The organism is Enterococcus pseudoavium NBRC 100491 (assembly GCF_001544295.1).
Lineage (GTDB): Bacteria > Bacillota > Bacilli > Lactobacillales > Enterococcaceae > Enterococcus_A > Enterococcus_A pseudoavium.
This window is the reverse complement of sequence record NZ_BCQF01000032.1, coordinates 1-25,116: the sequence shown is the minus strand read 5'-3', so window position 1 is coordinate 25,116 and position 25,116 is coordinate 1. Positions and strand designations below refer to the sequence as shown.

28 protein-coding genes are annotated in these 25,116 nt (G+C 40.4%); 26 read left to right on the top strand and 2 right to left on the bottom strand.

Features of this window, described 5'->3' with window-relative positions; translation table 11 throughout:
- Positions 1-184: 184 nt before the first annotated feature.
- The 6 genes from EP1_RS11935 (at position 185) to EP1_RS11910 (ending at position 7,806) form a co-directional block, all read left to right on the top strand.
- Positions 185-619 carry a hypothetical protein gene (locus tag EP1_RS11935; RefSeq protein WP_067627720.1) on the top strand — a complete coding sequence of 145 codons (435 nt, stop codon included), beginning with the start codon at positions 185-187 and terminating at the stop codon, positions 617-619.
- Between the two features lie 276 nt (positions 620-895).
- Positions 896-1,927, top strand: a complete 1,032-nt coding sequence (locus EP1_RS11930; RefSeq protein WP_067627718.1) for a serine hydrolase — start codon at positions 896-898, stop codon at positions 1,925-1,927.
- 103 nt (positions 1,928-2,030) lie between these two features.
- On the top strand, positions 2,031-2,729 hold the full coding sequence (locus EP1_RS11925) for an N-acetylmannosamine-6-phosphate 2-epimerase (RefSeq protein ID WP_067627716.1): 699 nt from the start codon (positions 2,031-2,033) through the stop codon (positions 2,727-2,729).
- An 834-nt stretch (positions 2,730-3,563) separates the two neighbouring features.
- A complete protein-coding gene (locus tag EP1_RS11920; protein WP_067627714.1) occupies positions 3,564-4,973 on the top strand; it encodes a glycosyltransferase family 39 protein in 1,410 nt (469 codons plus the stop codon).
- Positions 4,974-5,875: 902 nt separating this feature from the next.
- Complete coding sequence (locus EP1_RS11915; protein ID WP_067627711.1) at positions 5,876-7,060, top strand: double-cubane-cluster-containing anaerobic reductase; 1,185 nt, start codon at positions 5,876-5,878, stop codon at positions 7,058-7,060.
- The gene (locus EP1_RS11910) at positions 7,042-7,806 is read left to right on the top strand and encodes an acyl-CoA dehydratase activase (protein ID WP_067627708.1); all 765 of its coding nucleotides are present in this window, start codon (positions 7,042-7,044) and stop codon (positions 7,804-7,806) included. The genes EP1_RS11915 and EP1_RS11910 overlap by 19 nt, the downstream gene beginning before the upstream one ends.
- A 136-nt stretch (positions 7,807-7,942) precedes the next feature.
- Here the strand turns inward: EP1_RS11910 and EP1_RS11905 are convergent, their stop codons facing one another.
- Positions 7,943-8,584, bottom strand: a complete 642-nt coding sequence (locus tag EP1_RS11905; RefSeq protein WP_067627701.1) for a DUF998 domain-containing protein — start codon at positions 8,582-8,584, stop codon at positions 7,943-7,945.
- Positions 8,585-8,805: 221 nt separating this feature from the next.
- On the opposite strand from EP1_RS11905, the gene EP1_RS11900 reads away from it, so the two are divergent.
- Genes EP1_RS11900 through EP1_RS11890 form a run of 3 tightly spaced genes read left to right on the top strand, consistent with a single transcriptional unit; the run spans position 8,806 to position 11,960 of the window.
- Positions 8,806-9,720, top strand: a complete 915-nt coding sequence (locus EP1_RS11900) for an ABC transporter ATP-binding protein (protein ID WP_067627698.1) — start codon at positions 8,806-8,808, stop codon at positions 9,718-9,720.
- The gene (locus EP1_RS11895; RefSeq protein ID WP_067627695.1) at positions 9,713-11,320 is read left to right on the top strand and encodes an ABC transporter permease; all 1,608 of its coding nucleotides are present in this window, start codon (positions 9,713-9,715) and stop codon (positions 11,318-11,320) included. Before EP1_RS11900 ends, EP1_RS11895 begins: the two co-directional genes overlap by 8 nt.
- 4 nt (positions 11,321-11,324) lie before the next feature.
- A complete protein-coding gene (locus tag EP1_RS11890; protein ID WP_067627691.1) occupies positions 11,325-11,960 on the top strand; it encodes a TetR/AcrR family transcriptional regulator in 636 nt (211 codons plus the stop codon).
- 137 nt (positions 11,961-12,097) lie between these two features.
- Here EP1_RS11890 and EP1_RS11885 read toward each other — a convergent pair whose 3' ends face one another.
- Positions 12,098-12,319: a hypothetical protein gene (locus EP1_RS11885; protein WP_067627688.1), complete on the bottom strand. Its 222-nt coding sequence runs from the start codon at positions 12,317-12,319 to the stop codon at positions 12,098-12,100.
- Between the two features lie 216 nt (positions 12,320-12,535).
- Between EP1_RS11885 and EP1_RS11880 the strand changes: the two genes are divergently transcribed.
- The 17 genes from EP1_RS11880 to EP1_RS11810 all read left to right on the top strand — a co-directional run bounded on the left by EP1_RS11880 (position 12,536) and on the right by EP1_RS11810 (position 24,906).
- Complete coding sequence (locus EP1_RS11880) at positions 12,536-13,273, top strand: GntR family transcriptional regulator (protein ID WP_067627685.1); 738 nt, start codon at positions 12,536-12,538, stop codon at positions 13,271-13,273.
- A gap of 152 nt (positions 13,274-13,425) precedes the next feature.
- On the top strand, positions 13,426-13,914 hold the full coding sequence (locus EP1_RS11875) for a PTS sugar transporter subunit IIB (RefSeq protein ID WP_067627682.1): 489 nt from the start codon (positions 13,426-13,428) through the stop codon (positions 13,912-13,914).
- A gap of 18 nt (positions 13,915-13,932) precedes the next feature.
- Complete coding sequence (locus EP1_RS11870; protein ID WP_067627679.1) at positions 13,933-14,745, top strand: PTS mannose/fructose/sorbose/N-acetylgalactosamine transporter subunit IIC; 813 nt, start codon at positions 13,933-13,935, stop codon at positions 14,743-14,745.
- Positions 14,745-15,587 carry a PTS system mannose/fructose/sorbose family transporter subunit IID gene (locus EP1_RS11865; protein ID WP_067627676.1) on the top strand — a complete coding sequence of 281 codons (843 nt, stop codon included), beginning with the start codon at positions 14,745-14,747 and terminating at the stop codon, positions 15,585-15,587. Before EP1_RS11870 ends, EP1_RS11865 begins: the two co-directional genes overlap by 1 nt.
- Before the next feature lie 28 nt (positions 15,588-15,615).
- Positions 15,616-16,035 carry a PTS sugar transporter subunit IIA gene (locus EP1_RS11860; RefSeq protein WP_067627674.1) on the top strand — a complete coding sequence of 140 codons (420 nt, stop codon included), beginning with the start codon at positions 15,616-15,618 and terminating at the stop codon, positions 16,033-16,035.
- Positions 16,036-16,070: 35 nt separating this feature from the next.
- Positions 16,071-17,804 (top strand): class I mannose-6-phosphate isomerase, encoded by a 1,734-nt coding sequence (locus EP1_RS11855; RefSeq protein ID WP_067627672.1) that lies wholly within the window; start codon positions 16,071-16,073, stop codon positions 17,802-17,804.
- Between the two features lie 16 nt (positions 17,805-17,820).
- Positions 17,821-18,156 (top strand): cupin domain-containing protein, encoded by a 336-nt coding sequence (locus tag EP1_RS13705; protein ID WP_245630615.1) that lies wholly within the window; start codon positions 17,821-17,823, stop codon positions 18,154-18,156.
- Complete coding sequence (locus EP1_RS13700) at positions 18,134-18,601, top strand: glucose-6-phosphate isomerase family protein (RefSeq protein ID WP_245630614.1); 468 nt, start codon at positions 18,134-18,136, stop codon at positions 18,599-18,601. The genes EP1_RS13705 and EP1_RS13700 overlap by 23 nt, the downstream gene beginning before the upstream one ends.
- Entirely contained in the window at positions 18,591-18,941 is a 351-nt protein-coding gene (locus EP1_RS11845) for a glucose-6-phosphate isomerase family protein (RefSeq protein ID WP_083507549.1), read from the top strand. Before EP1_RS13700 ends, EP1_RS11845 begins: the two co-directional genes overlap by 11 nt.
- 150 nt (positions 18,942-19,091) lie before the next feature.
- Positions 19,092-19,736, top strand: a complete 645-nt coding sequence (locus EP1_RS11840) for a hypothetical protein (RefSeq protein ID WP_067627669.1) — start codon at positions 19,092-19,094, stop codon at positions 19,734-19,736.
- A gap of 97 nt (positions 19,737-19,833) precedes the next feature.
- Complete coding sequence (locus EP1_RS11835) at positions 19,834-20,034, top strand: hypothetical protein (RefSeq protein WP_067627661.1); 201 nt, start codon at positions 19,834-19,836, stop codon at positions 20,032-20,034.
- A gap of 20 nt (positions 20,035-20,054) precedes the next feature.
- Positions 20,055-20,216 (top strand): hypothetical protein, encoded by a 162-nt coding sequence (locus EP1_RS13455; RefSeq protein WP_157065594.1) that lies wholly within the window; start codon positions 20,055-20,057, stop codon positions 20,214-20,216.
- A gap of 94 nt (positions 20,217-20,310) precedes the next feature.
- Positions 20,311-21,111 (top strand): 4-hydroxy-tetrahydrodipicolinate reductase, encoded by an 801-nt coding sequence (gene dapB / locus EP1_RS11830; RefSeq protein ID WP_067627659.1) that lies wholly within the window; start codon positions 20,311-20,313, stop codon positions 21,109-21,111.
- A gap of 454 nt (positions 21,112-21,565) precedes the next feature.
- On the top strand, positions 21,566-22,705 hold the full coding sequence (locus EP1_RS11825) for a cystathionine gamma-synthase (RefSeq protein WP_067627657.1): 1,140 nt from the start codon (positions 21,566-21,568) through the stop codon (positions 22,703-22,705).
- A 5-nt stretch (positions 22,706-22,710) separates the two neighbouring features.
- Positions 22,711-23,490 (top strand): amino acid ABC transporter substrate-binding protein, encoded by a 780-nt coding sequence (locus EP1_RS11820; RefSeq protein WP_067627654.1) that lies wholly within the window; start codon positions 22,711-22,713, stop codon positions 23,488-23,490.
- Positions 23,491-23,508: 18 nt separating this feature from the next.
- Positions 23,509-24,162 (top strand): amino acid ABC transporter permease, encoded by a 654-nt coding sequence (locus EP1_RS11815; protein ID WP_067627652.1) that lies wholly within the window; start codon positions 23,509-23,511, stop codon positions 24,160-24,162.
- Between the two features lie 12 nt (positions 24,163-24,174).
- Complete coding sequence (locus EP1_RS11810; protein ID WP_067627650.1) at positions 24,175-24,906, top strand: amino acid ABC transporter ATP-binding protein; 732 nt, start codon at positions 24,175-24,177, stop codon at positions 24,904-24,906.
- Positions 24,907-25,116 lie beyond the last annotated feature (210 nt).

The window sequence follows — 25,116 nt, the reverse complement described above, 5'->3', positions numbered from 1 at the left end:
GAAAAAGCAAATGATAAAACATTCACAATGAATCGAGGGTTTTATTTCATATTATGGAAAAAATTGACAGCGTTAAATAAATGGTGTATGTTTTAAAGTAACTTAAGCAGTCTGACAATTCTTTTTTTATTTTTCTTATTAGTGAAAATAATCACAATAATTATATGAATTAGGAGGAAATAGCATGATTGAAACGTTTGTTTTTTCTAGTGAGTGTCTTTTTTTACGAGAAGAAGATCAGGTACATGCGCATCAGTTGCTGGATTATTTGAAGAGTCGGAAGCAGCAAGTGGGAATGGTTTTCTATGATCAAGCAACCATGAACCAAGTTTTGCTGGAGCATCATTTGGCTGACTATTTGGATTTTTCTATCAATGGCGAAGAAGTTGGGAAGATTCCGCAAGGACTAATCGATTTTTTACAAGTTGAGTTGAAGCATCAAACGGTCAATTTCATTTCCAATTCACTGGATCAATTGCAAGCGGCTGAGGCATTAGGCTTTGCTCCAATCTATCTTGCGGATAGCTGCTATAAAGAGGAGCCAACTTGTCAAGCCTTTAGTGATTTTGGTCAATTGCATTTGGGGGTTATCGCGCATCGTTTTGAAAAATTAACGTAGCCCGCCTTAATCGAATAGCCCAAGTGTTTAAGTTGCTCAGCAGCGATTGTCTTGGCACAGGAAGCTGATTATTTTTCAAAATATAATAGACAGTAGAACCTGGCTTACAACATTCTGTAAGTCAGGTTTTTTCTGCTTTATTTAAGTAATGTATTTTATCAGCTAGCTAGTTATAATTCGTATATTCTTTTTTAAAAGAAATTATTTTGGGAATGAAATATGATAAACTTATGGGTGGACGAAACCCAGTTAATTAAAAGGGAGAAGGTGAATATTTTGGGAAAACATTCAGATCCCAATCAAAAAGCTGCGGGGAAATATATCGTAGTTGGTCTGGCAACCGTACTATTGGCAGGTGGTCTCTATTTTGGTGCGACTCGGTTATTAAATAAACCGGCTGAAGAGCCACAAAAAACGCTCACAGCTAAAGAAAGTCAAACAAAAAAAGCTGAGACGAGTACGAAGCAGACAACCAAAAAGGTAGCAAAGCAGTCTTCACAGGCAACAACCGCCTCTTCGACTAAGCAAGCCAAAAAGCAACCAACGAAACAGTCAAGTAGCAGTCAGGCGGCAGCAAGTTCGAAAAAGAAAAGTAAAAAGAGTTCCGAGTCGAAGCCTAAAGCCGTTAAATTAGACACGGCAGCCTTGACGAAAAGTGCCGGCAAGGTTTACTACGGGGTTCATTATTTTAATACCAATCAGGATTTTTCTAGTAAGAATTCGGAGCCAACGAGCGCGGCCAATATCATTGAATTATTTATTATGGATTATGCGTTAGCACAAAGCGATGGAGCGAATCAGTTGATCAATGATCAAGCATTAACTGACTGGTTAAAACCAATGATCCAGCAAAATGATCTCAATGCGACAAATGTTTTGATCGATCATTATGGGATCGATCAGTTGAATACCTATTTCAAAGAGCAAGGTTATACGGATACTCGGATCGAACGGCGAATGGTGGATATCAATGTTCGGATCACGGCTGAGGATAACTATACGTCATTAAATGATTGCCTGAAATTGTTGGAAAAAATCTATGATAGTCGTGAAAAGGAACCGCAAAAAACGATGCTGGATCTTTTAAAGGGGCAAGTCATTCGGACAAAGATTCCGGCAAAATTATCTAAGGATGTCACTGTGGCAAATATTACAGGGGAACAGCAAAATGTCGAAAATGATATTGGTATCGTTTGGGCTAAAGATCAGCCTTTTGCGCTGGTCGTCTTGACCAACGAAGTATCCGATATCGTAAAAACGAGAACAGCCATTGCTGACTTTAGTTTGGCCGCCAGTAAATGGAACTAAGCCTCTGGCAAGGCCCTGTGTTAGCATTTTTGAGTCAACACAAAACGTGCTATGCAGGCTAGTTTGAATAAAAAATAAACTTTTGACTAAGGTTGTGAATGATATGAACAAAGAAGAATTTTTAGCGAAAATTAAGGGCGGCTTGATCGTTTCCTGTCAGGCGCTACCGGGAGAACCACTGTACACAGAGCAGGGTGGTGTTATGCCTTTGTTGGCACTTGCGGCACAAGCAGGTGGCGCCGTTGCGATTCGCGCCAACTCGGTTCGCGACATCAAAGAGATTCAAGGCGTTGTCGATTTACCTTTGATTGGCTTGATAAAAAAACAATACCCACCAGAAGAACCCTTTATCACTGCCAGTATGCAGGAAGTCGATGAGCTAGCAGCTCTGGGAATAGCAGTAATCGCGCTTGACTGTACGTTGCGTAAACGTCACGACGGTTTGAGGATTGAACAGTTCATTCAGCAAATCAAAGAAAAATATCCGGAACAATTATTGATGGCTGATATCGCGACTTTTGAAGAGGGAATGACCGCTTTTTCCGCTGGTGTTGATTTTGTCGGGACGACTTTATGCGGCTATACGGCTGAAAGTGCTGAAGACACAGAACAAGGTCCAGCTTTTGAGTTGATGACCAGACTGGTCGATTCGGGCGTAGCGGTGATTGCGGAAGGTCAGATCCACACCCCTGAGCAGGCCAAAAAAGCGCAAGATATCGGAGTCGCTGGGATCGTAGTAGGCGGAGCCATCACACGCCCCAAAGAAATCACTCAACGCTTTGTAGCAGGACTAAAGGAATAATTTATGGAGAAAGGAGGCTTTGTCAGCTCCTTTCTTTTTTTATCAGTTCTTAAACTAGAAGATGATTTTTTGAATAAAACTAATTATGGATAAAAAGTGCAAAAGCTTTTTAAACATATCAGAGTGAGATATAGGAATTTTTTGTTGTTCCTTTTTATATTTTTGTTTTGCCTAGTGAGTTTTTCTTATTTACCCCACTTATTTATTTTGAAAGAATTTAATAAAAAATTCGTAATCTTTTATGTACGAAAACGCAGGTGAAGAATTTTCTTCTAGATAATTTTGTCTTAATTATCTAGAAGTTGTACTAGGCTTCTCACTCACTTAAAGATGATTTTTACAATAAACATACCTATCGGCTAGTATTTTTTTGCTCAAATATTGTAATAGAAGTACGTGGACTTATGAAAAATAAATTATTTTATAGCATTCTCGACCAACCTATTGTTGTTTAATTCTAGTTATGAGGCTTTTTTTATGACTTGAATTTGTAAATTCAAGATATAAAGTGTTATAAAGTTCTCCAAAAAAATAATCTTACCAGTCTTATATATTGCTGTAATATCCTGAGATTAATAAATATAGAAATATAAAGAGTGAATGGTTATAAATATGAAATGTTTTTTGACAAGCTTATGTATACAGCATCTTTCTAAATGATTATTTATTATAATAAAAAAAGTAATATAAATGATGTATCATAGAATTATCAAGGAATGTACAGAATTAAAATAACTTGTTTTATAATTTAGTTTGATATAAAATGTTATTTATAAAGGCAAACTTTATTGGAAGAAAACATGTAGTAGATTTATTTTAAAGGATGGAGGATTTATGGATAAATTTCGTTATTTAATTTCAAAGTGTAAAGAGAGTTCCAATATTCATTGGAGAGTTCTAGCATACGTATCAGTAATTCTAGGTATTATTATTTCAATAAACAATGTATTAAATGTGTCAATTTGGTTAGACGATGCCTATACTTTAGGGATAATAAAATATCCTGCAAGTGAAATTATCTATCTAACTGGCTTAGATGTTCACCCTCCTTTGTATTATTTAATTGTGAGATTCTTTTTTCTATTGTCCCCGGCTAATCCTTTTATGCAAGTAATTTATGGTCGGTTTATTTCACTGTTACCTATTTTAATTACTATATTTGTCGGTTTTCTAATTTTTAGAGAATATAATATGGATAAATATAAATCAATTTTTTTTAGTAGTTTATTTATGTTTATGCCTCATATTTCTTATTACTCAGTTGAAATTAGGATGTATTCTTGGGCTATGCTTTTCATAGGAGTATCTTTTTTTGGAGCACTTAAATATTTGAAAAATTATTCTTATAAATGGTTATTCCTTGTGTTACTAGGCAGCACCTTAGCTGCTTATACACATTATTTTTCTGCAGTTATGGGGGGATTGATTTTTCTGTTCCTTTTTATCTATGGTTTAGGTAAAAAAAGTAAAAAAGTAGTTGTTGAAGCTTTTATTGCAGCAATCCTCTTTCTCATACTTTATTCTCCTTGGTTGATTGTAGCAATTGGACAAGTAAAGGGAGTAGCAAATAGCTATTGGATCCCCCCACTCACAATAAAAACGATAGCAAAAATATATTTATGGCCCTTTGTAGAAAGTGTTATGGGTACGTTTATTTCTAAAAAAGATTTATTAATAGGTATAATTATGACGGTAGTTATGCTGACTTTTGGAAGTCCATACTTTTTCAAAAAAGTTCCACGTTATGAAACACCAATTATTAGTTTAGGCATTTGGATATTTTTAGCGACAGTTAGCTTTTCTGTTCTTATTTCGATTTTAATGAGTCCTGTTTTCGATGTTCGCTATTCATTCCCTGCACTTTTCCCTCTATACATCTCCCTGGTACTGTTACTAGATAGAGTTTTCTGTTTTACTAAATTTAAGCAAGCCTTTTTTATCATCATCACGTCTTTTATTGTTATCAATACTACTTTTTGTGTAATTTCAGCTAAGAAAAATTTTACTCAAAATGTGGAAATGAGAGAATTAATAAATTCTAATTGGCTTGAAAAGGCACCCGTTGTTAGCCTGGATACTGAAGAAATGTCTCATAGTGCAACGTTCTCCTTTTATAAGGGAACTGCAGTTTTTGATTCTGCCATGGAAGAAATTGTTAGTGAAGGAAAAGAAGGTGGGACGGCACCTCAGATTTTTTTAAAAAAACAATACCGGATATTTTTCCGGTATCAAAAATCAATATAAATTCGTTGAAATCTGTTATTGTTATAAAGCCTATTTGGAGTAGTAATGATCGCCTTGAAAAATTATTGGAAAAAGGTTTCGTAATCAAAGAAGAAAAAACAATTAATGTGCGACAAACCGGAATGGCTAGGATGTATCTACTGAGAAAAGGAACTAATAAATAATTTGATCATCTAGAAATAAATACAATTCAGACGATTATTATGGTAGATTAAGTCATTAGTTTGGAAAATATTTTGGCGATTTTTGCTTCAATTGTTAGTATCACCGTTGTTGTTTTCAGGGTCAAGTTATTACAAAACTAACGAATTTATTTCCTTGGTTGATTTGAATCGGTGTCTTGTTGATTGCCTATTACAATGGTCTTCAGGCTAGTTGAATAAGGACCAGTTGATCGTAATTTACATGGTGTGAAACAAGTTCCTATTGCTTTATGTGTTCTATTAGTCGAGATGTATTTTTTGTTCAATCAAAAAAATTATATAAAATGTCCAATGTCTGTGTGATATTGGACGTTTTTGATGTTAACTGTTTTTTACCAAATACTTTTTCGAGATCAGGTTTATTAGAGCTGAGAACGATTCTCTCTTGGAAGCCTTGCGGAGGAAAAATACCTTCGTTATACTAAGAGAAGATTGTAAAGGTTTACACAAGCGTTGTAGACAAACAAGAAGAGATGAGCTAGGAGGTGGAAAAATGGTTCGGCGATGACTTTGAGTGCCGCAAAACTTAGAGGTTCTAAGCAGGCCAATTAAATATTTTTCCTCCTCGGATCAATTAACCTAACAATTATCCTAGGGCAGCCTTTTTGGTGTGCTCTTTTCTATTGAAGGAAAAATTATCAAGGCTGATTTTCAGCTAACATGATTCAATGAAAATACCAATAGAAAAGGATGGGTAAGATGGAACTAAAAACAAGTTTACCAGAGATTTTTGACGAGTTTGGCGAAGCGAGAAGACAAGGCTTTTTAGCAGTCAAGGAGATCAAAGAGCAAGGAAAACCAGTGGTGGGCGTTTATTGTACATTTATGCCGGAAGAATTGGTTTTGGCTGGCGGCGCGATCCAGATCAGCCTCTGTTCGACTTCCGATGAAACGATCCCGGATGCAGAAGAAGATCTGCCACGGAACTTGTGTCCGTTGATTAAGTCGAGTTACGGCTTTGGGAAAACGGATAAATGTCCATATTTTTATTTTTCTGATTTAGTCGTGGGTGAAACGACTTGCGATGGCAAGAAAAAAATGTACGAATATATGGAAGAATTCAAGGATACCTATCTGATGCAGCTACCTCATATGCGCGATACGGAAGAGAGTAAAAAATTGTGGTACAGCGAGTTGGTCCGCTTCAAAGAAAAACTAGAAGATTTCTTGGGTGTAGAAATCACAGATGAAAAAATTCGTGAAGCAATCACGTTGAAAAATCGTGAGCGGAAAGCAAAGCAAGATTTTTATCGTTTGGGGCAATTAAATCCGCCGGCGATCAGTGGACAAGAAATTTTCAAAGTAATGTATGGGTCGCAATATAAATTTGATAAAGAAGAAGTCATCCAAATGCTGGAGGAAACAACGGCGAAAGTCAAAGCAGAATATGAATCTGGTAAACGGTTGGATCCGAAGCCCCGGATCTTAGTCACGGGATCACCTATGGGCGGCGTCACCGAAAAAGTCATTCGCGCGATTGAAGAAAATGGCGGCATGGTGGTTGCTTATGAAAACTGTACCGTGGCCAAAGCCGTGGAACGCTTCGTCGATGAAACGGAAGAAGATGTCTATCAAGCATTGACCGATAAATACATCAATATCGGCTGTGCCTGTATGTCGAATAATCAGCCACGCAAAGACTTGTTGAGTCAAATGGTCGATGACTATCAAGTCGATGGCGTGATCGATATGGTCTTGCAAAACTGCATTCCATTTTCAGTGGAATCATTGAAGATCAAACGGTTCTTGAATGAAGAAAAGCAGATTCCTTACATGTATTTAGAGACGGACTATTCGACATCAGATATTGAACAAATCAACACACGCGTCACAGCGTTTATCGAAATGTTAGAGGAAGAGGCTGTATGTACACAATCGGTTTAGATTCAGGATCCACTACTACTAAGGGTGTGCTGTTTTTTAATGCAGAGATGCAAGATAAATATTTAGTGCCGACAGCGGGAAATCCGAAAGGTGCGATGACCGAAGTGGTGGATTATTTTAAGACCCAGTATGGCTTGACTGAGTGGCGGCTAGTAACGACGGGTTACGGACGGAAGCTGCTGCCGGCGGATTTAGTGGTGACTGAGATCACTTGTCATGGCAAGGGGGCGGAATATCTTCACCCTGGAGTGAAGCAAGTCATTGATATCGGTGGGCAGGATTGCAAGACGATTCAGCTGAATGGTCGCGGCAATGTCGTAGAGTTCAGTATGAATGATCGCTGTGCGGCTGGGACGGGTCGTTTTGTGGAAGTCATGATGCGTACGTTAGGGGAAGAGATTGCTGATCTTGATCGATTTGTTCAAGATGCCCAGCCTGTTACTATCAATAGTATGTGTACGGTCTTTGCTGAGTCAGAAGTTATTAGCTTGATTTCAAAAGGCGAAGCCCGCGAAGATATTGCACTGGGAGTGCTCCATTCGATCGCTCAACGAATCAGCAGCCAATATGTTAAGCTACGTCCTACTCGCGGCGAAGAGGTATTATTTACTGGTGGCTTATCAAAAAGTGCGACTTTTGCCAAAGTGTTAGCGCACTATGTTGCGGCCCCCGTCCAACGGGATGAATTATCTCAGTACGCCGGAGCGATTGGAGCCGCTCAGATTGGGATCAAGAAATTAGGGTAATTCAAAGAAGCTGTGACAAAAGTAGTCAGCTGCAAGAAATTTCGGCTTATTTCCGAAGAAGCTGTTTTTGGAATACCGTTTATTCGAAAAAAGGAGAAGTGACAAGACTTTTGTCACTTCTCCTTTCTTGTATTCTCTAAGACATTCTCGTGAATAGTTGGCGCAGTGCGATGCTGAAAGCTGGCAAGTATAAGAAAAATAGCGACAGCCGTTGCCAAATCCCTCGCGTGGAAATAAATCCTCTACCGATTAGTGGTAGATAATAGGCGGCAAATAAAATCAAAGTCACGATCGAACCAAGCAAGCAAATACAATAGAAAAGTACCTGCCTTTTCTTCTGCTTAAGCTGGGCTTGAAAAGCTAGTAATAAAGGGACTAGCATCATGGCGACCATCGAAATACCAGAAAAAGCAGCATGTAAAAAATAAGCCGGGCTAAAGAAGTTGGCAGATTCACTGATAGGGACTACGCCAGTCAAAATACAATCACCGAGACCATAAAGTGCGATTGCTCCTGCCAAAATTTGCGCCAATTGTTTCGATTCGGATTGAAAGAAGGTGTAGATGCCGAAACTCGACAGTACGAACAAAGTGCCTGTAATGACGGAGCCAGTATTAAAATAATTTTGAACAGGGCTAGTCGGTTCACCTAATTGGCTGATGATCATCGTCATTTGATCGAATTCAGGATAAAAGCGGCCTAAATAGTAGGGTAAGGAAAAATCTCCAATAACTGCAAGTAGCAGAAATAGCGGAGATAGTTTTCGCAAAATAAACATATAAACTCCTTAAAAACTTTTTCTTTATCATACTTTATTACTAAGAGAAATTCGAGAGATCGATCCGAGTCATCTTCTTTTTCGGTTTTCACTTCCTACAGGAAAAATCGGATTGACTAGCTAGTCATTGACTTGAAAGTCAAAAAGGAGTATTCTTTCGGTATAGATTCAGCAATATTTGGTTGGATTTTCAGGTGGATTAGACGAATGGAGTGAGCAGGATGGAAACTCAGATCGTATCATTAACACATGTTGAGAAAAAATTTGGGAAGTTTCAAGCGTTGAAGGATGTGACCTTTGATGTAAAAAAAGGAGAGGTGCTAGGCTTTATTGGGCCCAATGGTGCTGGAAAATCGACAACGATCCGGATTTTATTAGGGATGTTGAAAAAAAACAGTGGGGATGCGCGAATTTTTGGCAAAGATGTTTGGCAGGAAGCTACAGCGATTCATCAAAAGATTGCTTATGTACCAGGAGATGTTTATCTTTGGCCGAATTTGACTGGTGGGGAAATTATCGACTTGCTGTTACGCTTGAATGGTCAGCAGCGGAGTGCTAAAACGGAAGCATTGATCGAAAAATTCCAGTTGGATCCTAAGAAAAAAGCCCGGACCTATTCAAAAGGAAACCGGCAAAAAGTCGCCTTAGTAGCAGCGCTATCACAAGAGGCCGAATTATATATTTTTGACGAACCGACCTCTGGTTTAGATCCGTTAAATGAAAAAAGTTTCCAAGAAGAAGTATTGAAATTGAAAGCAGCGGGGAAAAGTATCTTATTGTCCAGTCATATTTTGTCGGAAGTAGAAAAAATGTGTGATCGGATTGCCATCATTCGTGCAGGAGAGATTATCGAAGTAGGAGACTTGGCTTCGATGCGGCATTTAACACGGATGGAGCTGACCGTTGAAACGCAAAGGCCACTAGATGGGATCGAACGGCTAGCCGGTGTCCACAAAGTTGAATTTTCAGCGGATACTCATCGGCAGGCAGTCCTTTCAGTCGATCGTGAAGAGTTGACGACGATCATGACCTTTTTAGCTGAAAAACAAATCATCAATTTAACATCGACACCGCCAACATTAGAAGATTTGTTTTTACGGTATTACGAAAAACAAGGGGCTGATTCTCATGAGTAACGGAGCCAAGACAGGTTACTTATTAAAGGCCAATTTGAAACAAAATCGGTTTAAACACCTCATTTGGATCGCCATTTTAGTTGGTTTATTCGCGGCGGCAGCGACGAAGTTCAATGTTTTGTTCGGTACGCAAACGGATATTGATGCGATCGTTGAGACGTTGAAAACACCAGCGATGGGTTCATTGTTTGGCGAGTTCTCGGCGGTTAAACCCTATACGACGGCTAATGTTTTCGCTTCGGAAATGCTGGTCTTCATGGGGATGTTCATGGTTTTTATGAATATCTCATTAGCGATCGCCAACACGCGTGCAGAGGAAGATTCTGGTTTGCTGGAAATGATTCGTTCACGGACAGTGGGGCGGTTAGCGCCGATTTATGCCACTGTGATCGAGATTCTTTTGCTGAATGGTTTGATGGGGATTTTATATGTAGCTAGTTTGGTGGCCGCCGATTTAAAGGGGGCTACACTGCAAGGTGATCTCTTGATGGGAGCGAGTATTGCTAGTATCGGGATCATGTTTGGCTTTATCAGTTTGCTAATGGCACAGTTGGCGAACAATGCTCGTAGTGCCAACTTTATGAGCTATGGGCTGTATGGTCTTTTTTATATTATTCGGATGATGACCGATGTGACCAATCCAAAATGGACGTGGCTCTCACCAGTCGGCTGGATTCAAAAAACAGCAATCTATACGGATGATAATTGGTTGCCAGTTGTTTTGACGCTTGCACTAGGTGTGGTTTGCTTAGTAGTTGCGATCAACATTGCAGCGACTCGCGATATCGGCAGCGGCATTTTAGCATCGAGGGAGGGAAAAGCCAGCGCTGGGAAGACCCTGTCTTCACCGCTAGGCCTAGTTCTAACAGTCGAGCGTAACAGTATGATCGGTTGGATTTTGGGCAGCTTAATTCTAGGTGCAGCCTATGGTTCAATTTTTAATACGATCGGTGATATTATTGGGACGAATCCGACCTATCGAAAAATCCTCGGGGTGACCCAAATCAATGCGGCCAACCAAGAATTGATCTTGAATTATTTGAATATGTTGGGCATGTTTTTTGTAGCGATCGCGGCGATCAGTGGGATAGTGATTATTTTCCGTTTAAAATCAGATGATCAAAAAGGCTATTTAGAGATTCTACATGCGAAAAGTATTACTAAAACCCGGTTAGCAATGAGTTACATTGGTGTCGGAACGCTAGTCAGCCTAGTAGTTTTTACCGCGATGTTGGCAGGGACTTTCTTTATTGGAAATGCCACACTGGAACAGCCACTTGCTTTGAAATACTTTTGGGAAACACTACTGGGCTTTTTACCAGCAACCTTGTTTTTTGTTGCAATCGGTAGTTTCTTGACCGGTGCGTTACCAAAATTGACGAGTGTCCTCTGGCTCTATCTAGCTGCTAGTGTGTTAATAAAAATGTTTGGTCCACTGTTGAATCTCTCGGAGCAGTCAGCTAATATTTCACCATTAGGTTGGGTGGGCAAGGTTCCAACTGAAGCAGTTAATCGGCCAGTCATGGTCAGTTTGTTGGCGGCCTTTCTAATTTTGACACTGCTTGGGTTAGTCGGCTACAATAAACGGGATTTGGAGTGATTTGATGAAAGAAGTCGTGAAAGATCCACAAAAGGAAAAAAATATTTTAGCAACCAGTGCCAAATTATTTGGCAAGTCTGGTTATCGTGAAACGAAAACGGATCAAATTGCTGTAGAAGCAGGAGTGTCTAAGGGCTTGCTGTTTCACTACTTTGGCAATAAAGCCGGCTTGTATCAAGCGACCTATGATTATGCTGCTGAATTTTTTTACCAGCAGATCGATTATTCGGTTTGGACGGAAGCTGCTGATTTATTGGAGATGGTGGTAGACGCGACTAAATACAAGATCTCGCTGCAATTAAAGTATCCGATTGAATTTGATTTTCTGCTGAAGGTTTATGCGGAGATGAGGTTATTGCCTGAGCCTTTGCGAACGGTAATGGAAAAGCGACTGACAGCTGATATGAAACGCAACATGACATTGACGGATGCTGTGATCAGCAAATTACCTTTACGCAACGACGTTCGAGAAGAGGATGTCCGCGAGACGATTTATGCAATTTTAACTAGTGAAACGACTAAAATCCAGCAAGAACTGTCTCAGCATCCTGAATGGACAACGATTGAAGATTTGCTACCGATCATTGAGCGCTTGAAGCGGAAATTAAAGATTCTTGAATATGGCTTCGTGAAACTCTAAAAAAAGAGGTATGACAAAAGGCTTGTCATACCTCTTTTTTCAGAATAAACGATGTTTCAAAAGTGGCTTCTTAGGAATAAGCCAAAATGTCTTGCAGCTGACCACTTTTGTCACAACCTCTTTTTAGCGTACAGAAGTTAAAGAAGCGAGAAGATGACCATCAGGGAGAAGCTTTCTTCTGCTAGTGCCCCGAAGAAAAGAAGCAAACTATCGACAAAGAGCACACTCATGTTGGTACCGAACATTACCGCTAGTCGCTCTAATTTATCGGTAATTTTTTTTTCTTTGAAATAAACGAGGAAAAGATAAAAATTAGCCAGTACAAGTATCAGCATTGAAAGTATGATGGCGATCTTCATGAGTGTCCTCCTTTACTTGATCAAAAATAATCAATTTTCTATTGTTTATTATACTACGTGATCTTTAGAAAAAAAGGAAAAATACCCAAGCTTTAGATTCGCTTTATAAAAGTTAATTAATGAGATTAGCAAAAAGAAACCGTATTCTATAAAACTTGATATTTTAGGGAAAATATATTATTGTTATAACAATAGAACTTTTAAAGGAGTGATAGCTTGAACGAAAAGTTAGCTAAAGGAAAAGGTGCGAGTCCATTATATAGTCAAATAGCAGATGATTTACGCTTCAAAATTGTTTCTGGAGAATGGGGAGATGGAGAAAAAATCCCACCAGAACTAGATTTGTGTGATATTTATAGCGTCAGTAGAATAACAATCAGAAAAGCAATCGACGAATTGGTACGTGAAGGGTATTTGTATCGTGAACGAGCCAAAGGCACTTTTGTTTTGGCGATGGACCACTCCAATGAAAAAGAACATTATACAATGGTCCGTAGCTTCACCCGTGAAATGGAAGAATTGGGTAAAAAAGTCCGAACTTTACATGCGCAAGTTAGTTTAATTGAAGCTTCAGAACGAATCTCTCAGCAATTAGGGGTTGAAAAAGGTTCGAAAGTCCTTCAACTTAGAAGGACTAGAGGGGTTGATGGAGGTAAAGCCTTTGCTTATTTTGTGACCCACATTCCATATACAGAGAATTTTTCGCTGGACAGCAAGGATTATTATGGCTCCTTGTATGATTATTTGAAAACATTTGATATCGTCATGAGTGAAAGTAAGGAATATGTTGAGGCCTTGAATGCGACGCCTGAACTTCAGGCGGTCTTAGATGTACCGGAAAACACCCCGATTTTAAAAAGGGTTCGAATGGTTTCGAGAGCGGATGGGCAGTACAAAGAAATCAGTGATTGTTACTATATCGGTGACCAGTATCGCTACTATGTTGAAATCTAAATTAATAGGAAAGTGCAAAGTGATCAAGATCATTTTTGCACTTTTTTTTAAAAAAATAAAAAGAAAGCGTTGTCTTTTCGGGAGAAATGACTTATACTCAGTTTGTTTTATTGTTATAACAAAATGACATAAAGAGAATAGGAGTGTTAAAAATGGCAATATCTTTTATCCGAATTGATGATCGGATCATTCATGGTCAGGTAGTGACAAGATGGATGAGTGAACGAGCTTGCGATGGTGTTGTGGCAGTTGATGACCCTTCCGCCAATAATCCAACTTTATCAAAAGCGCTTAAGGGTGCAGTCCCCAAACCTTTGAAAGGCTTCGTTATGACTGTTGATCGGACAGCGCTGAAGTGGGAAGAAATCGTTAGCAGCAAGCGAAATTATTTTCTAATCGCGAAAACCCCAGAGACGCTTGTTCGTTTGTACGACGCTGGCGCAGATTTTATTGCTTGCTATCCAATTTTAAATGTTGGTCCAATGAGTGCACGAGAAGGCGCAGAAAAAATTGGTCCAAACGTGGCGATCACAGAAGGTGAACGAGCAGCTTTTGAACGTTTAGACTCATTAGGGATGGATATTCAGTTCAAATTAGTACCGGATTCAAAAGGCTTTACTTGGAAAGACATCAAAAAATAAAGAATGGAGGAATTTATTATGCTCTTTTTCCAAGCTGTATTAATCTCATTGCTGTGCTACTTAGGTGCTCTTGGCACTCCCTGGTTAATGGGATTGACCGGTGGCTGGTATACGATTAGCCGACCCTTAGTATCAGGATTTTTGATTGGACTTATTTTAGGAGATGTGACGCAGGGAATTATTATCGGGGTTGCTATTCAGGCAGTTTATATCGCAATGGTTACGCCGGGGGGGCAGATGCCAGCCGATTTGAACTTTGTTGCTTATCCGGCAATTGCTTTGGCTATTTTATCTAATTCATCGACAGAAGTTGCTGTGACTTTAGCTACGACGATTGGGGTGATTGGGACGATCGTGTTTAACTTCTTCCAAGTTGCCAACTCATTTTGGAATCACCGAGCACAAAAAGCGATTGAAGAAGGCGATGAAAAAGGCTTCCATTTCAATGCGATTGTGGGGCCCCAGTTGCTAAGTTTTGCTTTACGTTTTATTCCTTCATTCTTAGTAATCTACTTTGGCTCAAGCTTTGCCAAAGAAATGTTAGCCAGCATGCCGCAATATTTAATTGACGTTATGGGAATTTTAGGTGGAGCTTTACCAGCTATCGGGATCGTGATGTTGTTAACGGCGGTTGTTAAAGAAGACATCATGCTGTTATTCTTCCTATTCGGCTTTATCTGTGTGATTTTCTTAAAATTAAATATGATCGCTTTGGCAATCGGAGCGGGTGTGATTGCTTACATTTTCTTCCAAGCAAAATCTAAACCGACGGTGAAAGTTGCAACAGAAGATGGTTCTTATGACGATTTCGATGATGAGGAGGAATTTTAATGGAACAAAAAAGATCTTACCAACTTTTAGACAAACAGACGTTGAATAAATCCTATATTCGTTGGATGATGTATAATTTGGTGGCAACGAGTTTTGAGTTTTTAGAAGCCTTTGGGTTTGCTTTATCGATGGAGCCAATCGCCAAACGTTTATACAAAAATGATCCTGAAGCGCAAAAAGCAATGCTGAAAAGACATTCCGTTTTTTACAATACTGAACCGCAAATCGGTGCATTGATCAATGGTGTGGTCGTCGGATTAGAAGAACAACGGGCACTAGGTAAAGAAGAAATCGATGATGATTTTGTTAATGGCTTAAAGGTCGGTTTGATGGGTCCAATAGCTGGAATCGGTGATTCAATGATTCCGGGAATGCTGATTCCGATTTTACTTTCGATCGGGATGGGATTGTCGGAAAATGGTAGTATCTTAGGGCCAATCTTTTATATCGTTGCTTATAATACCATCATTATGTTAGGAACACGTTTTTTATTCTTTAAAGGTTATGAGTTAGGTGCTGAGTCAGTTGATACATTTGTTGGTGAAAAGGCCCAACAAATTACACAAGCCTTTTCTGTTTTGGGAATGATCGTGATCGGCGGAGTTGCAGCAAGTTACGTTAATTTGAAACTACCGATCGTCTTAAAATTCAGTAGTGCCAAAATTGATGTACAAAGTATTTTGGACGGTATTTTCCCCAATCTATTGCCGTTGCTTTTAGTACTTGTTTCTTGGTACTTGATGGCGAAGAAGGGTGTTTCGGCATTGAAGCTGATCGGTATTTATTTTGTAGCTGCCTTTGGCGGTGTAGGGATCGCTTATTTGATCCAAATGATGTTCTAAATGAAATTAAGTAGAAGGAGCAAGTAAGATGATTGGAGTTTTATTAGTGAGTCATTCAAAACTGGCTCAAGGGATGAAAACGGCAGTAGAATTTGTGGCTGGTGAGCAGAAAAATTTCTTTTCACTTGGCTTAGAAGAGTCTGGTGTGGCAACGTATAGAGTAGAATTGGAAAAATTAGTCGCTGATTTGCCAAAGGAGCTCAAACAGATGATCATTGTTTGTGATATTCCATCGGGTTCTCCTGGAACAAACGCGTATGATGTTTTAGCTCAAACTGATCTGGAAATCGAAATGCTTTCGGGCATGAATTTGGCGATGTTATTAGATATGATTTTGATGCGCGAAGGAAAAACGTTGCAGCAATTGATCGCTGACGGGATCCAAACAGGGAAAGATAGCATCAGTCGGATGGATTTTTCTGACGAAGAGGATGATGACGAGTTCTAATGTTATATCATTATGATTATTAAAGAGGGGTAAAAATGACATATAATTTGCGACCGGAAATCAAGATTAAACATGTTGCACAGACATGGGAAAGTTATGAACAAATTGTTGAAGAGTTGAATCAGCAATTTGACGCTGGCAAGAAAACAGTCACTTTAGAATGCTATCCAGGTGTGGATTTGTTTGAACTGGAGAAACAGCTGTTAAGCAAATTAACGGATGTTCGGCTAGTTAAAGCAGATGACTATGCTTATGATACGGAAACATTGACGAATAAAATCGCACCAAACTTAACAGAAGATCGTGTCTTTGGGATCATGTCCCATGCGATATTAGATGACTTTTATCCAGCGTATGAAGTGCAACAATTACAAAAAGACTTGGCAGAAGAAAAGCGGAAGATTGTTGTTTACGGTACAGGTGCGGCAATCATCCAGCCGCAACCAGATATTTTATGTTATGCCGATTTACCACGTTGGGAGATTCAAAAACGTTACCGCGCCGGCATGCCGAACTGGAAAGCTACGAATGAACAAGAAGATAATCTCAAAAAAGTGAAGCGCGGGTTCTTCTTCGAATGGCGAGTTGCTGACCGGCTAAAACAAAAATTGACTGATCAGATCGATTATCTGATCGATACGACTGTCCCGGAGCAAGTAAAAATGGTCGATGGCGCGAGTTATCGTGTTGCTTTGGATCAAATCGTGGAACAGCCTTTTCGCCTAGTTCCCTACTTTGATGCCAGTGTTTGGGGTGGCCAGTGGATGAAACAAGAATTTAATCTAGATCCTGATAAGGAAAATTATGGCTGGGCTTTTGATGGTGTACCAGAAGAAAATAGTCTATGTTTGGATTTTTCCGGAACAAAGATCGAGATTCCAGCGATCAATGTCGTCCATCAGCGTCCGATTGCTTTACTTGGAAAAAAAGTCCAGGCTCGCTTTGGCAATGAATTCCCAATTCGTTTCGATTATTTAGACACCGTTGGTGGGGGTAATCTAAGTTTACAAGTTCATCCACGAGTGGATTATATCCAAGATAAATTTGGTATGACTTATACACAAAATGAGAGCTATTACATTTTGCAGGCGGGTGAAAATTCGACTATCTATCTGGGAGTAAAAGAAGGAACTGAAAAAGCAGAATTATTTGATGAGTTGCGCAAGGCAGAGAATAGCGATTATCGTTTCCCTGATGAAAAATACATCAATTGTTTTCCTGTGAAGAAACACGATCACTATTCGATCCCAGCAGGTACAATCCACTGCGGCGGACCGGATACGGTGGTCTTGGAGATCAGCCAAACGCCTTATATCTTTACTTTTAAATTGTGGGACTGGGAACGATTGGGCTTGGATGGTGTTCCAAGACCGGTTCATTTAGACCACGGTGAAGAAAATGTGAACACAGATTACGATACGGCTTGGGTAAAAGAAAACCTGATCAATCCTTTCGAAACGCTTCATGAGGATAGTGACAGCCGTGTTGAAAAGACCGGATTACATGAGTTAGAATTTATTGAGACGCACCGTCATTGGTTCAAAAAAGAAGTGACGGTCAAAGTTCATCAAAGTGTTAACATGCTGAACTTGGTAGAAGGCGAAGAAATCACAGTCGAAAGTCTGGATAACAGCTTTGAGCCGTATGTCATCCATTATGGGGAGACCTTCATAGTACCAGAAGCAGTCAAAGAATATAAATTGGTTAATCATGGTGCATCAGATAAAGAAGTTGCTGTGATCCAAGCCTTTGTCAGAAACCTATCGTAAGCTGAGGAGGGAGAAAATGTTTGAGACGGGGTTAGGTATAACCTTTGATGAGACAACCCATGAATTTGTTTATCCGACTGCTGTTTTTGGTCCAGACCATGCAGAACAGCGTCATTTAAAAGACATTCTTCATAGCATGGCAGATCATGCAGCGACAGGGCCTGAGATTGTTTATTCAATAGCGATGGATGTAGGGTTAGAAAAGGATCGCTCAGATTTGCTAGAACGAGAATTGCTTTTTGGCATTGTTGCTTATGCGGATGGTTCGATCGGGAAAGAACCAGTCAAAAAGCCAAGGCCATATCCACGCCCTCTCAAAAGCTTGTCAGATGTCGACACCCGAGGTTTATGAAATCTGGTCAGGAGAAGCGATCATTTATATGCAAGAAAGAGCCGCTGACAATCCAGGGCGTTGCTATGCTGTTCGGGCAAAAGCCGGAGAAGTCGTGATTGTTCCGCCAGGCTGGGCGCATTGTACGATCAATGCTTCAAAAATGGAACGAATGCTTTTTGGCGCGTGGTGTGTGCGCGATTTTGGTTTTGAATATGATGATGTCCGTGCACATAATGGGTTAGCTTACTATCCTAAATTTGACGATCTAGGTCGGATTATCTGGGAGCAAAATCCAAGCTATCAAGCGGACAATCTGATCGAAAAATCACCACGGGAGTATCTAGAGTTTGCGATCGATTCTAAACGGCCAATTTATCAACAATATGAACAAAACAAAAGTAAATTCGACTTTGTGGTACGACCAGATTTGCGCAAAGAAAAATGGGTAGACTATCTTCCGTGAGTCAATAGTTAAGGGGGAGCGCGCGAAATATTTCCTAACAAAAGGACATTTCCATGCAAAACGCGATACAGGAGAGTACTATTTTGGCTTGCAAGGCCATGGACTACTGATGATGACGGAAAATGGTGAGACGCAGTTGGAAGCGGTCGTTCCCGGCTCCGTTCATTATATTCCAGGAAATACAGCACACCGTTTGATTAATACTGGAACAGGAATGCTGTCAGTTTCAGCTTGTTGGCAAACAGAATCAGGGCACGATTATTTACCGCCGGAAGAAATGTTTCCGCAAAGAGTTTTGCGAGATACAACAGGCGTGCCTATTATCAAAATGAATCCTTAGAAAAAGCTGGATTGGCATTTGCCGGTCCAGTTTTTTTAAGATAGGTTTAAACGTTTGCAGGCTTTTTTACATATCAGCTATTTGGCCTGACATTCGTGGTTTGCTCCGCTATACTGATGATAAATATATTTTATGAAAGGCGGGGAATGGATGGACTTTGCTAAGTTAGATTTTGATTATTATGAGCGCACGATCCGAATCATGTATCAAAATTATTACTGGAAGCGGATCGTCATCAGTGGAATCGCAGGGAGCATTATTCTGATCTACAGCGCTATTTTTCAGGATCATTTGCTGCTGAATGGTTTATTGCTACTAGCGATTGCCGGCTTGAGTATGTATCTTTTTTTCCAAAAGCAAAAATTTCCAGAAGTTTATCAGGCATTTCTTGCGGAAAATCAGCCGGAGGTTCAGATCCATCAGATTCAAGAGGCAGAATACAGTTATAATGTATTGGCTGATGAAACGATTCAGATCAATAAAAAAGGTGTACGTAATTTGCCCTCTAATAATCGACAATATACGATGATGGTAGGCTTTTCCAAGGACATCTTTTCCCGTGAACCGTTACAGATCATTTATTACGATATGTTGGAACTTACCTACGAAGAAAAATTTCGTTTGAAGCGCAATGGTTATAACGCGTTGCCGCGCTTTCTGCGCCGGTTTACATGGAGTAATTTGAAAGCTAGTGCGGGCAATGCCGTTAGCTTCATTTTGGGGAATCTTTTTCTGTTGTTCATTTTATGGCGCTTATTACGCTATGTCTGGTCTTTTTTACGAATGTTTTTCTAAAAGTCTGAGGAGCAATCTTCAGACTTTTTTTAATTGAAAAATAAAGTTGTGCATGAGCGGATTTATTTTCGTTAATAACATTGAGGAGGCGAAAAACATGCAGCAACATCCCTTTACTTTGAGACAAATGTTCCAATCAAAACAAGTGCGCTTAGAAAAACGGATCACCGCTTACTATGAAGCGACTGGCGAGACAACTTGTGTAATTAAACTGATTCGTTTGCTGCAGATCAGAGCACGTTTAAAAGCTGATATAAGCGCTCAACCAGGCTATGCACTGATTCGCCGGGCTACTTGAATACGCGAGTCACTCGTGGGATGAAGCGTTATGTTTATTATTTCCGAGACTACTTCTCTGAAACAGAATGGAAGGGGTTATTAGTGGCTCTTTTTCCGGTCTTGCCAAGGTTAGTTGCATGGGAAATCTGCTGGCAGATCTTATATCAAGTTTCCTTGAAGGAACGGGGAACTGTGCCGTAAAGAAAGTGCTCATTTTCTTATTTATAAAATACTTTCATCTGACACTATTCATGCTAAACTGAATTGAAAGCGTTTTTTTTAAAGGAGGAATACTATGATTCGAACAATTGTGATTGGGCCACGAGGTAAAATGGGACGCTTGATTACGCAGATTGCCGCGAACAGTGAGCAATTACAACTAGTGGGAGCTGTTGGGCCTCGGGGGCGGGAGTATATCGGTCAAGATTTGGGACAAGTCGCTACGTTGGGTCGCGAATTAAATATTCCCGTTGTGGATGATTTAACTACCGTGATTGAGGATTGCGATGTGATTATTGATTTTTCAACGAAGGAAATGGGTCTAGTCGTTTTACAATTAGCGCAAGCTTATCAAAAAGCCTTGGTCTGTGGGACAACTGGCTTTACTTCCGAAGAAATGGCGTTATTTCAACAAGCCAGTCAAACAATCCCACTCTTATATGCCGCGAATACGTCGAAGCTGGTCAACGTCATGAATCAACTGTTACAGTTAGCCACAGCGATGATTGGTCAAGAAACGGATATCGAGATTTTGGAAATGCATGATCGTTGGAAAAAAGATGCACCCAGTGGGACCGCCAAAGAGCTAGGAGAAGTGATCGCTCATGAATTAGGTAAAGAACTTGCGGAACTGGCTGTTTATGATCGGGCTGGTACGGGCGAACGAAAGCCGGGCACGATTGGTTTTCATTCGGTACGGATGGGAGATACGCCCAGCAGTCACACGGTTCTTTTTGGTGGGCTGGGGGAACGTTTAGAGCTCAGTCATCATGCGACGGATTGGCGAGGATTTGCTCAAGGGGCTTGCGACTGTGCAGTTTTCTTAGCGCAACAACCCCCGGGCTATTACGGTGTTGCGGATGGATTGAAGTTATAGAAAATAATTTTGTTATTTTTAAACAGTGTCAACCGTCGTTAACTAGATTTTTTAGCTGATCTTCCCCCTGATTATGTGACAATGAAAATAGTTATTTTTAAATTTTTCTGAGTCTTTATTGATTGACTTCTCATTTTCTAAATGCTAAATTGAGTGCAATCATTCAAGGAGGTCAGGACTCATGGCAAACAACATGGCAAAACGCAATTTTCAAACAGTTCAATCAGCATGTTGTTGTATGGTGCAAAAAAGCAGCATACTACTTTGTCATGTCTATTAACTGTTCTGAGCTCGTTTGAAAAGAAGGATACTTCTCATTTTAGACGTCGTAAAGAGGTGCAGCTTTAATAGCTTGCACCTCTTTTTTTGTGTTTTTTGAGAAACGAGGAGGAAAAAATGATGTGTTGTCGCCTAACTGTCAACAAAAGCTAACTTACAACTAGGAGGAAACAAAATGCATTTATCAACGAAACTGATTCATGGCGGTATTAGTGAAGACCCATTGACGGGAGCCGTGAGCGTCCCCATTTATCAAACGTCAACCTATCGACAAACAAAATTAGGACAACCGGGGGATTTTGAGTACTCTCGTTCTGGCAATCCCACCCGCTTGGCAGTCGAGTCCTTGATTGCTGAACTCGAAGGCGGTGTCCAAGGCTTTGCCTTTGGTTCAGGCTTAGCCGCGATCCATGCGACGTTATCGTTATTCCAACCAGGGGATCATTTGATTTTAGGTGATGACGTTTATGGCGGCACTTTTCGGTTATTGGAAAAAGTCTTCAAGCCCTTAGGATTGAGTTATACGATGGTCGACATGCGGGATCCAGCACAATTGGATAAAGCGGTGACTGAAGCAACCAAGGCACTCTATCTGGAATCACCAAGTAATCCTTTGTTAAAAATTGTTGATTTAAAGCAAAGTGCCAGCTGGGCCAAAGCGCATGAACTGTTGACGATCGTAGATAATACCTTTGCGACCCCGTATTTACAACAGCCTTTACAGTTGGGCGCGGATATCGTGCTCCACAGTGGGACGAAATATTTAGGTGGTCACAGCGATCTAGTGGCTGGTTTAGCTGTCACGAATGATGAAGCGTTGGCCGAAAAACTCGCCTTCTACCAAAATTCAATCGGTGGGGTATTAGGACCACAGGACAGCTGGCTGTTACAGCGAGGCATCAAAACCCTAGGTATACGTATGGAGGCTCATCAAAAAAATGCAGCCGCCATCGCTGAGTTTTTAGTTGAACAGCCAGCCGTTGCCAAGGTTTATTATCCTGGTTTAGCTGATCATCCGGGTCACGGGATTGCTGCCAAACAGATGCAGGGTTTTGGTGGGATGATTGCCTTTGAGCTAGTTGCTGAAGACAAGGTAGCTGATTTTGTCGAAGCACTGGAAATCATTACATTAGCTGAGAGTTTAGGCGGAGTCGAAAGTTTGATTGAGGTTCCAGCAGTGATGACCCACGCCTCGATTCCTAAAGAAAAACGAGCAGCTTCTGGGATCAAGGACGGATTGATTCGCTTATCCGTTGGTATTGAAGATTTATCCGATTTAAAAAATGATTTGAAAAAAGCCTTAGAAGGGAAATAGAAATTATGAAAAAATCACTTATTGCTATTGCTAGTTTGTTAGTCGTCGGAGTCCTGTTCTTAGCCGGTTGCCAGTCACAAGAAAGTGAGAAAGCACAAGGCTCCACGAAGAATGTGTTACGAGTTGGAACGGAAGGAACGTATTCACCGTTTTCTTTCCGTGATGAGAAGGATCAATTAACCGGCTATGATGTTGACGTAGCCAAAGCCGTGGCGAAGAAAATCAATTACAAAATCAAGTTTGTCGAAGCACCTTGGGATTCCATGTTAGCGGCCTTTGATGCTAAAAAATCAGACGTGATCTTCAACCAAGTCTCAGTCACACCTGAACGGAAGGAAAAATATTTGTTCAGTACACCTTATTCCGTTTCACATCCAGCATTGATCGTGAACAAGGACAATGACGAGATTAAGGATTTCGCAGATTTGAAAGGTAAGACTTCAGCGCAATCACTGACCAGTAACTACGCACAAATGGCCGAAGAACTTGGTGCAGAAATCTCAAGTGTCGATGGCTTCAGTAAAGCGGTGGAATTAGTTGGCGATAATCGGGCGGATGCGACCTTGAACGATGATGTGACTTATTATGATTATTTGAACCAAAAACCAAATGCGCCAATCAAGATCGTGAAAACGTCAGATGAAGCAACAGAAGTAGCCGCAATGTTCCATAAAGGCGACGAAAAATTAGTTGAAAAAGTCGACAAAGCGATCAAAGAATTGGAAGCAGACGGAACATTGACGAAGCTGTCAGAAAAATATTTTAAGAAAGATATTTCTAAATAGAGAGAAGGTCTACGCAAAATGGAACGAACGATTGAGATTATTCAGAGCTCAGCAATGCCCTTATTTTGGGCATTGCTGAAAATGACGATTCCTTTGACCTTGATTTCTTTTGCCTTAGGAATGGTTTTGGCGTTAGCCACAGCCTTGGCTCGGCTTTCTAAAAATCGCGTATTACAAGGCATCTTTTTTCTATATGTTTGGATTTTTCGCGGAACGCCGTTACTCGTTCAGCTGTTCATCGTTTTCTTTGGACTTCCTTCGGTGGGGATTCAGATGGATGCCTGGACGGCCGCAATCTTAACTTTTTCCTTGAATACCGGTGCCTATGCTTCTGAAAATATTCGTTCCGCTTTGGCAGCAATTCCTCAAGGTCAATACGAATCAGCAGCATCATTAGGGATGAGCCGCTGGCAAATTTTATATCGGATCATTGCCCCGCAGGCCTTCAAGATTGCGTTGCCGCCATTATCCAATAACTTTGTCAGTTTAGTGAAGGACACTTCATTGGCCGCCAGTATTACCATCGTAGAAATCTTTATGACAGCGCAACGAATCGCTGCTCGAACCTATGAACCGCTGCTACTTTATAGTATGGTCGCAGTGTATTACCTAATTTTCTGTACATTTTTGAATTATCTGCAGTCGGTCCTAGAAAAACGGATGATCTATTAAGGAGGGTAAGAGATGTTAGAAATCAAAGAATTAAATAAACGTTTTGGCACGAATCAAGTTTTGCAGGGAATCAATCTAACGTTTCAACCTGGTGAGACGACCGTGATTTTAGGCCCTTCCGGCTCAGGAAAAAGTACTTTGTTACGTTCAATCGATTTATTAGAAACACCCGACAGCGGAACGATTAAAATCGATCAAGAGGTGTTGACCTTTCCTAAAAACTTATCCTTTCGTCAGTTGAAGGACTATCGCGGCCATTTTAGTATCGTTTTTCAAGCGTACAACCTTTTTCCCCACATGACGGTCTTGCAAAATGTCATGGAAGGTCCTGTGCAAGTAAAAAAAGTTCCGAAAGCAGTTGCCCGCAAACAGGCGGAGGGATTATTAAAAACTGTTGGTCTGCTGGATAAAGCCGCTGAGCATCCGAGACAATTATCGGGAGGTCAAATGCAACGGGTCGCGATTGCGCGAGCTTTGGCGATGGAGCCAGAGTTTATGTTGTACGATGAACCAACGAGCGCCTTAGATCCGGAATTAGCACAAGAAGTGCTGCAGGTCATCAAACAGTTAGCTGAGTCCGGCAACGGTCAAATCGTGGTAACGCATCATTTGGAATTTGCCAAAAAGGTTGCCGATCGCATTATTTTCTTAGAAGACGGTGGAGTGAGCTTTGATGGAACGAGCGAAGCCTTTTTTGCCAGTACCGATCCACGGATCCAACGCTATTTACAACAGTTTTTATAAAAATACGCCGACATCTTAGTGATGTCGGCATATTTTTTAGGAACGATTCAATTGAGCATTTAATTCTGGCTGCTGATAGTTAACTAACAGTAGCTTGGTAACTTCCATCAAGATAACGGCACTTAAAGCTAGACCAAGAGCGATGCCAACTTCTGATAAGGCGAAAGTGGCTGGAATCGCAAAGACTTCTCGTAAGCCAGGCAGCAATGT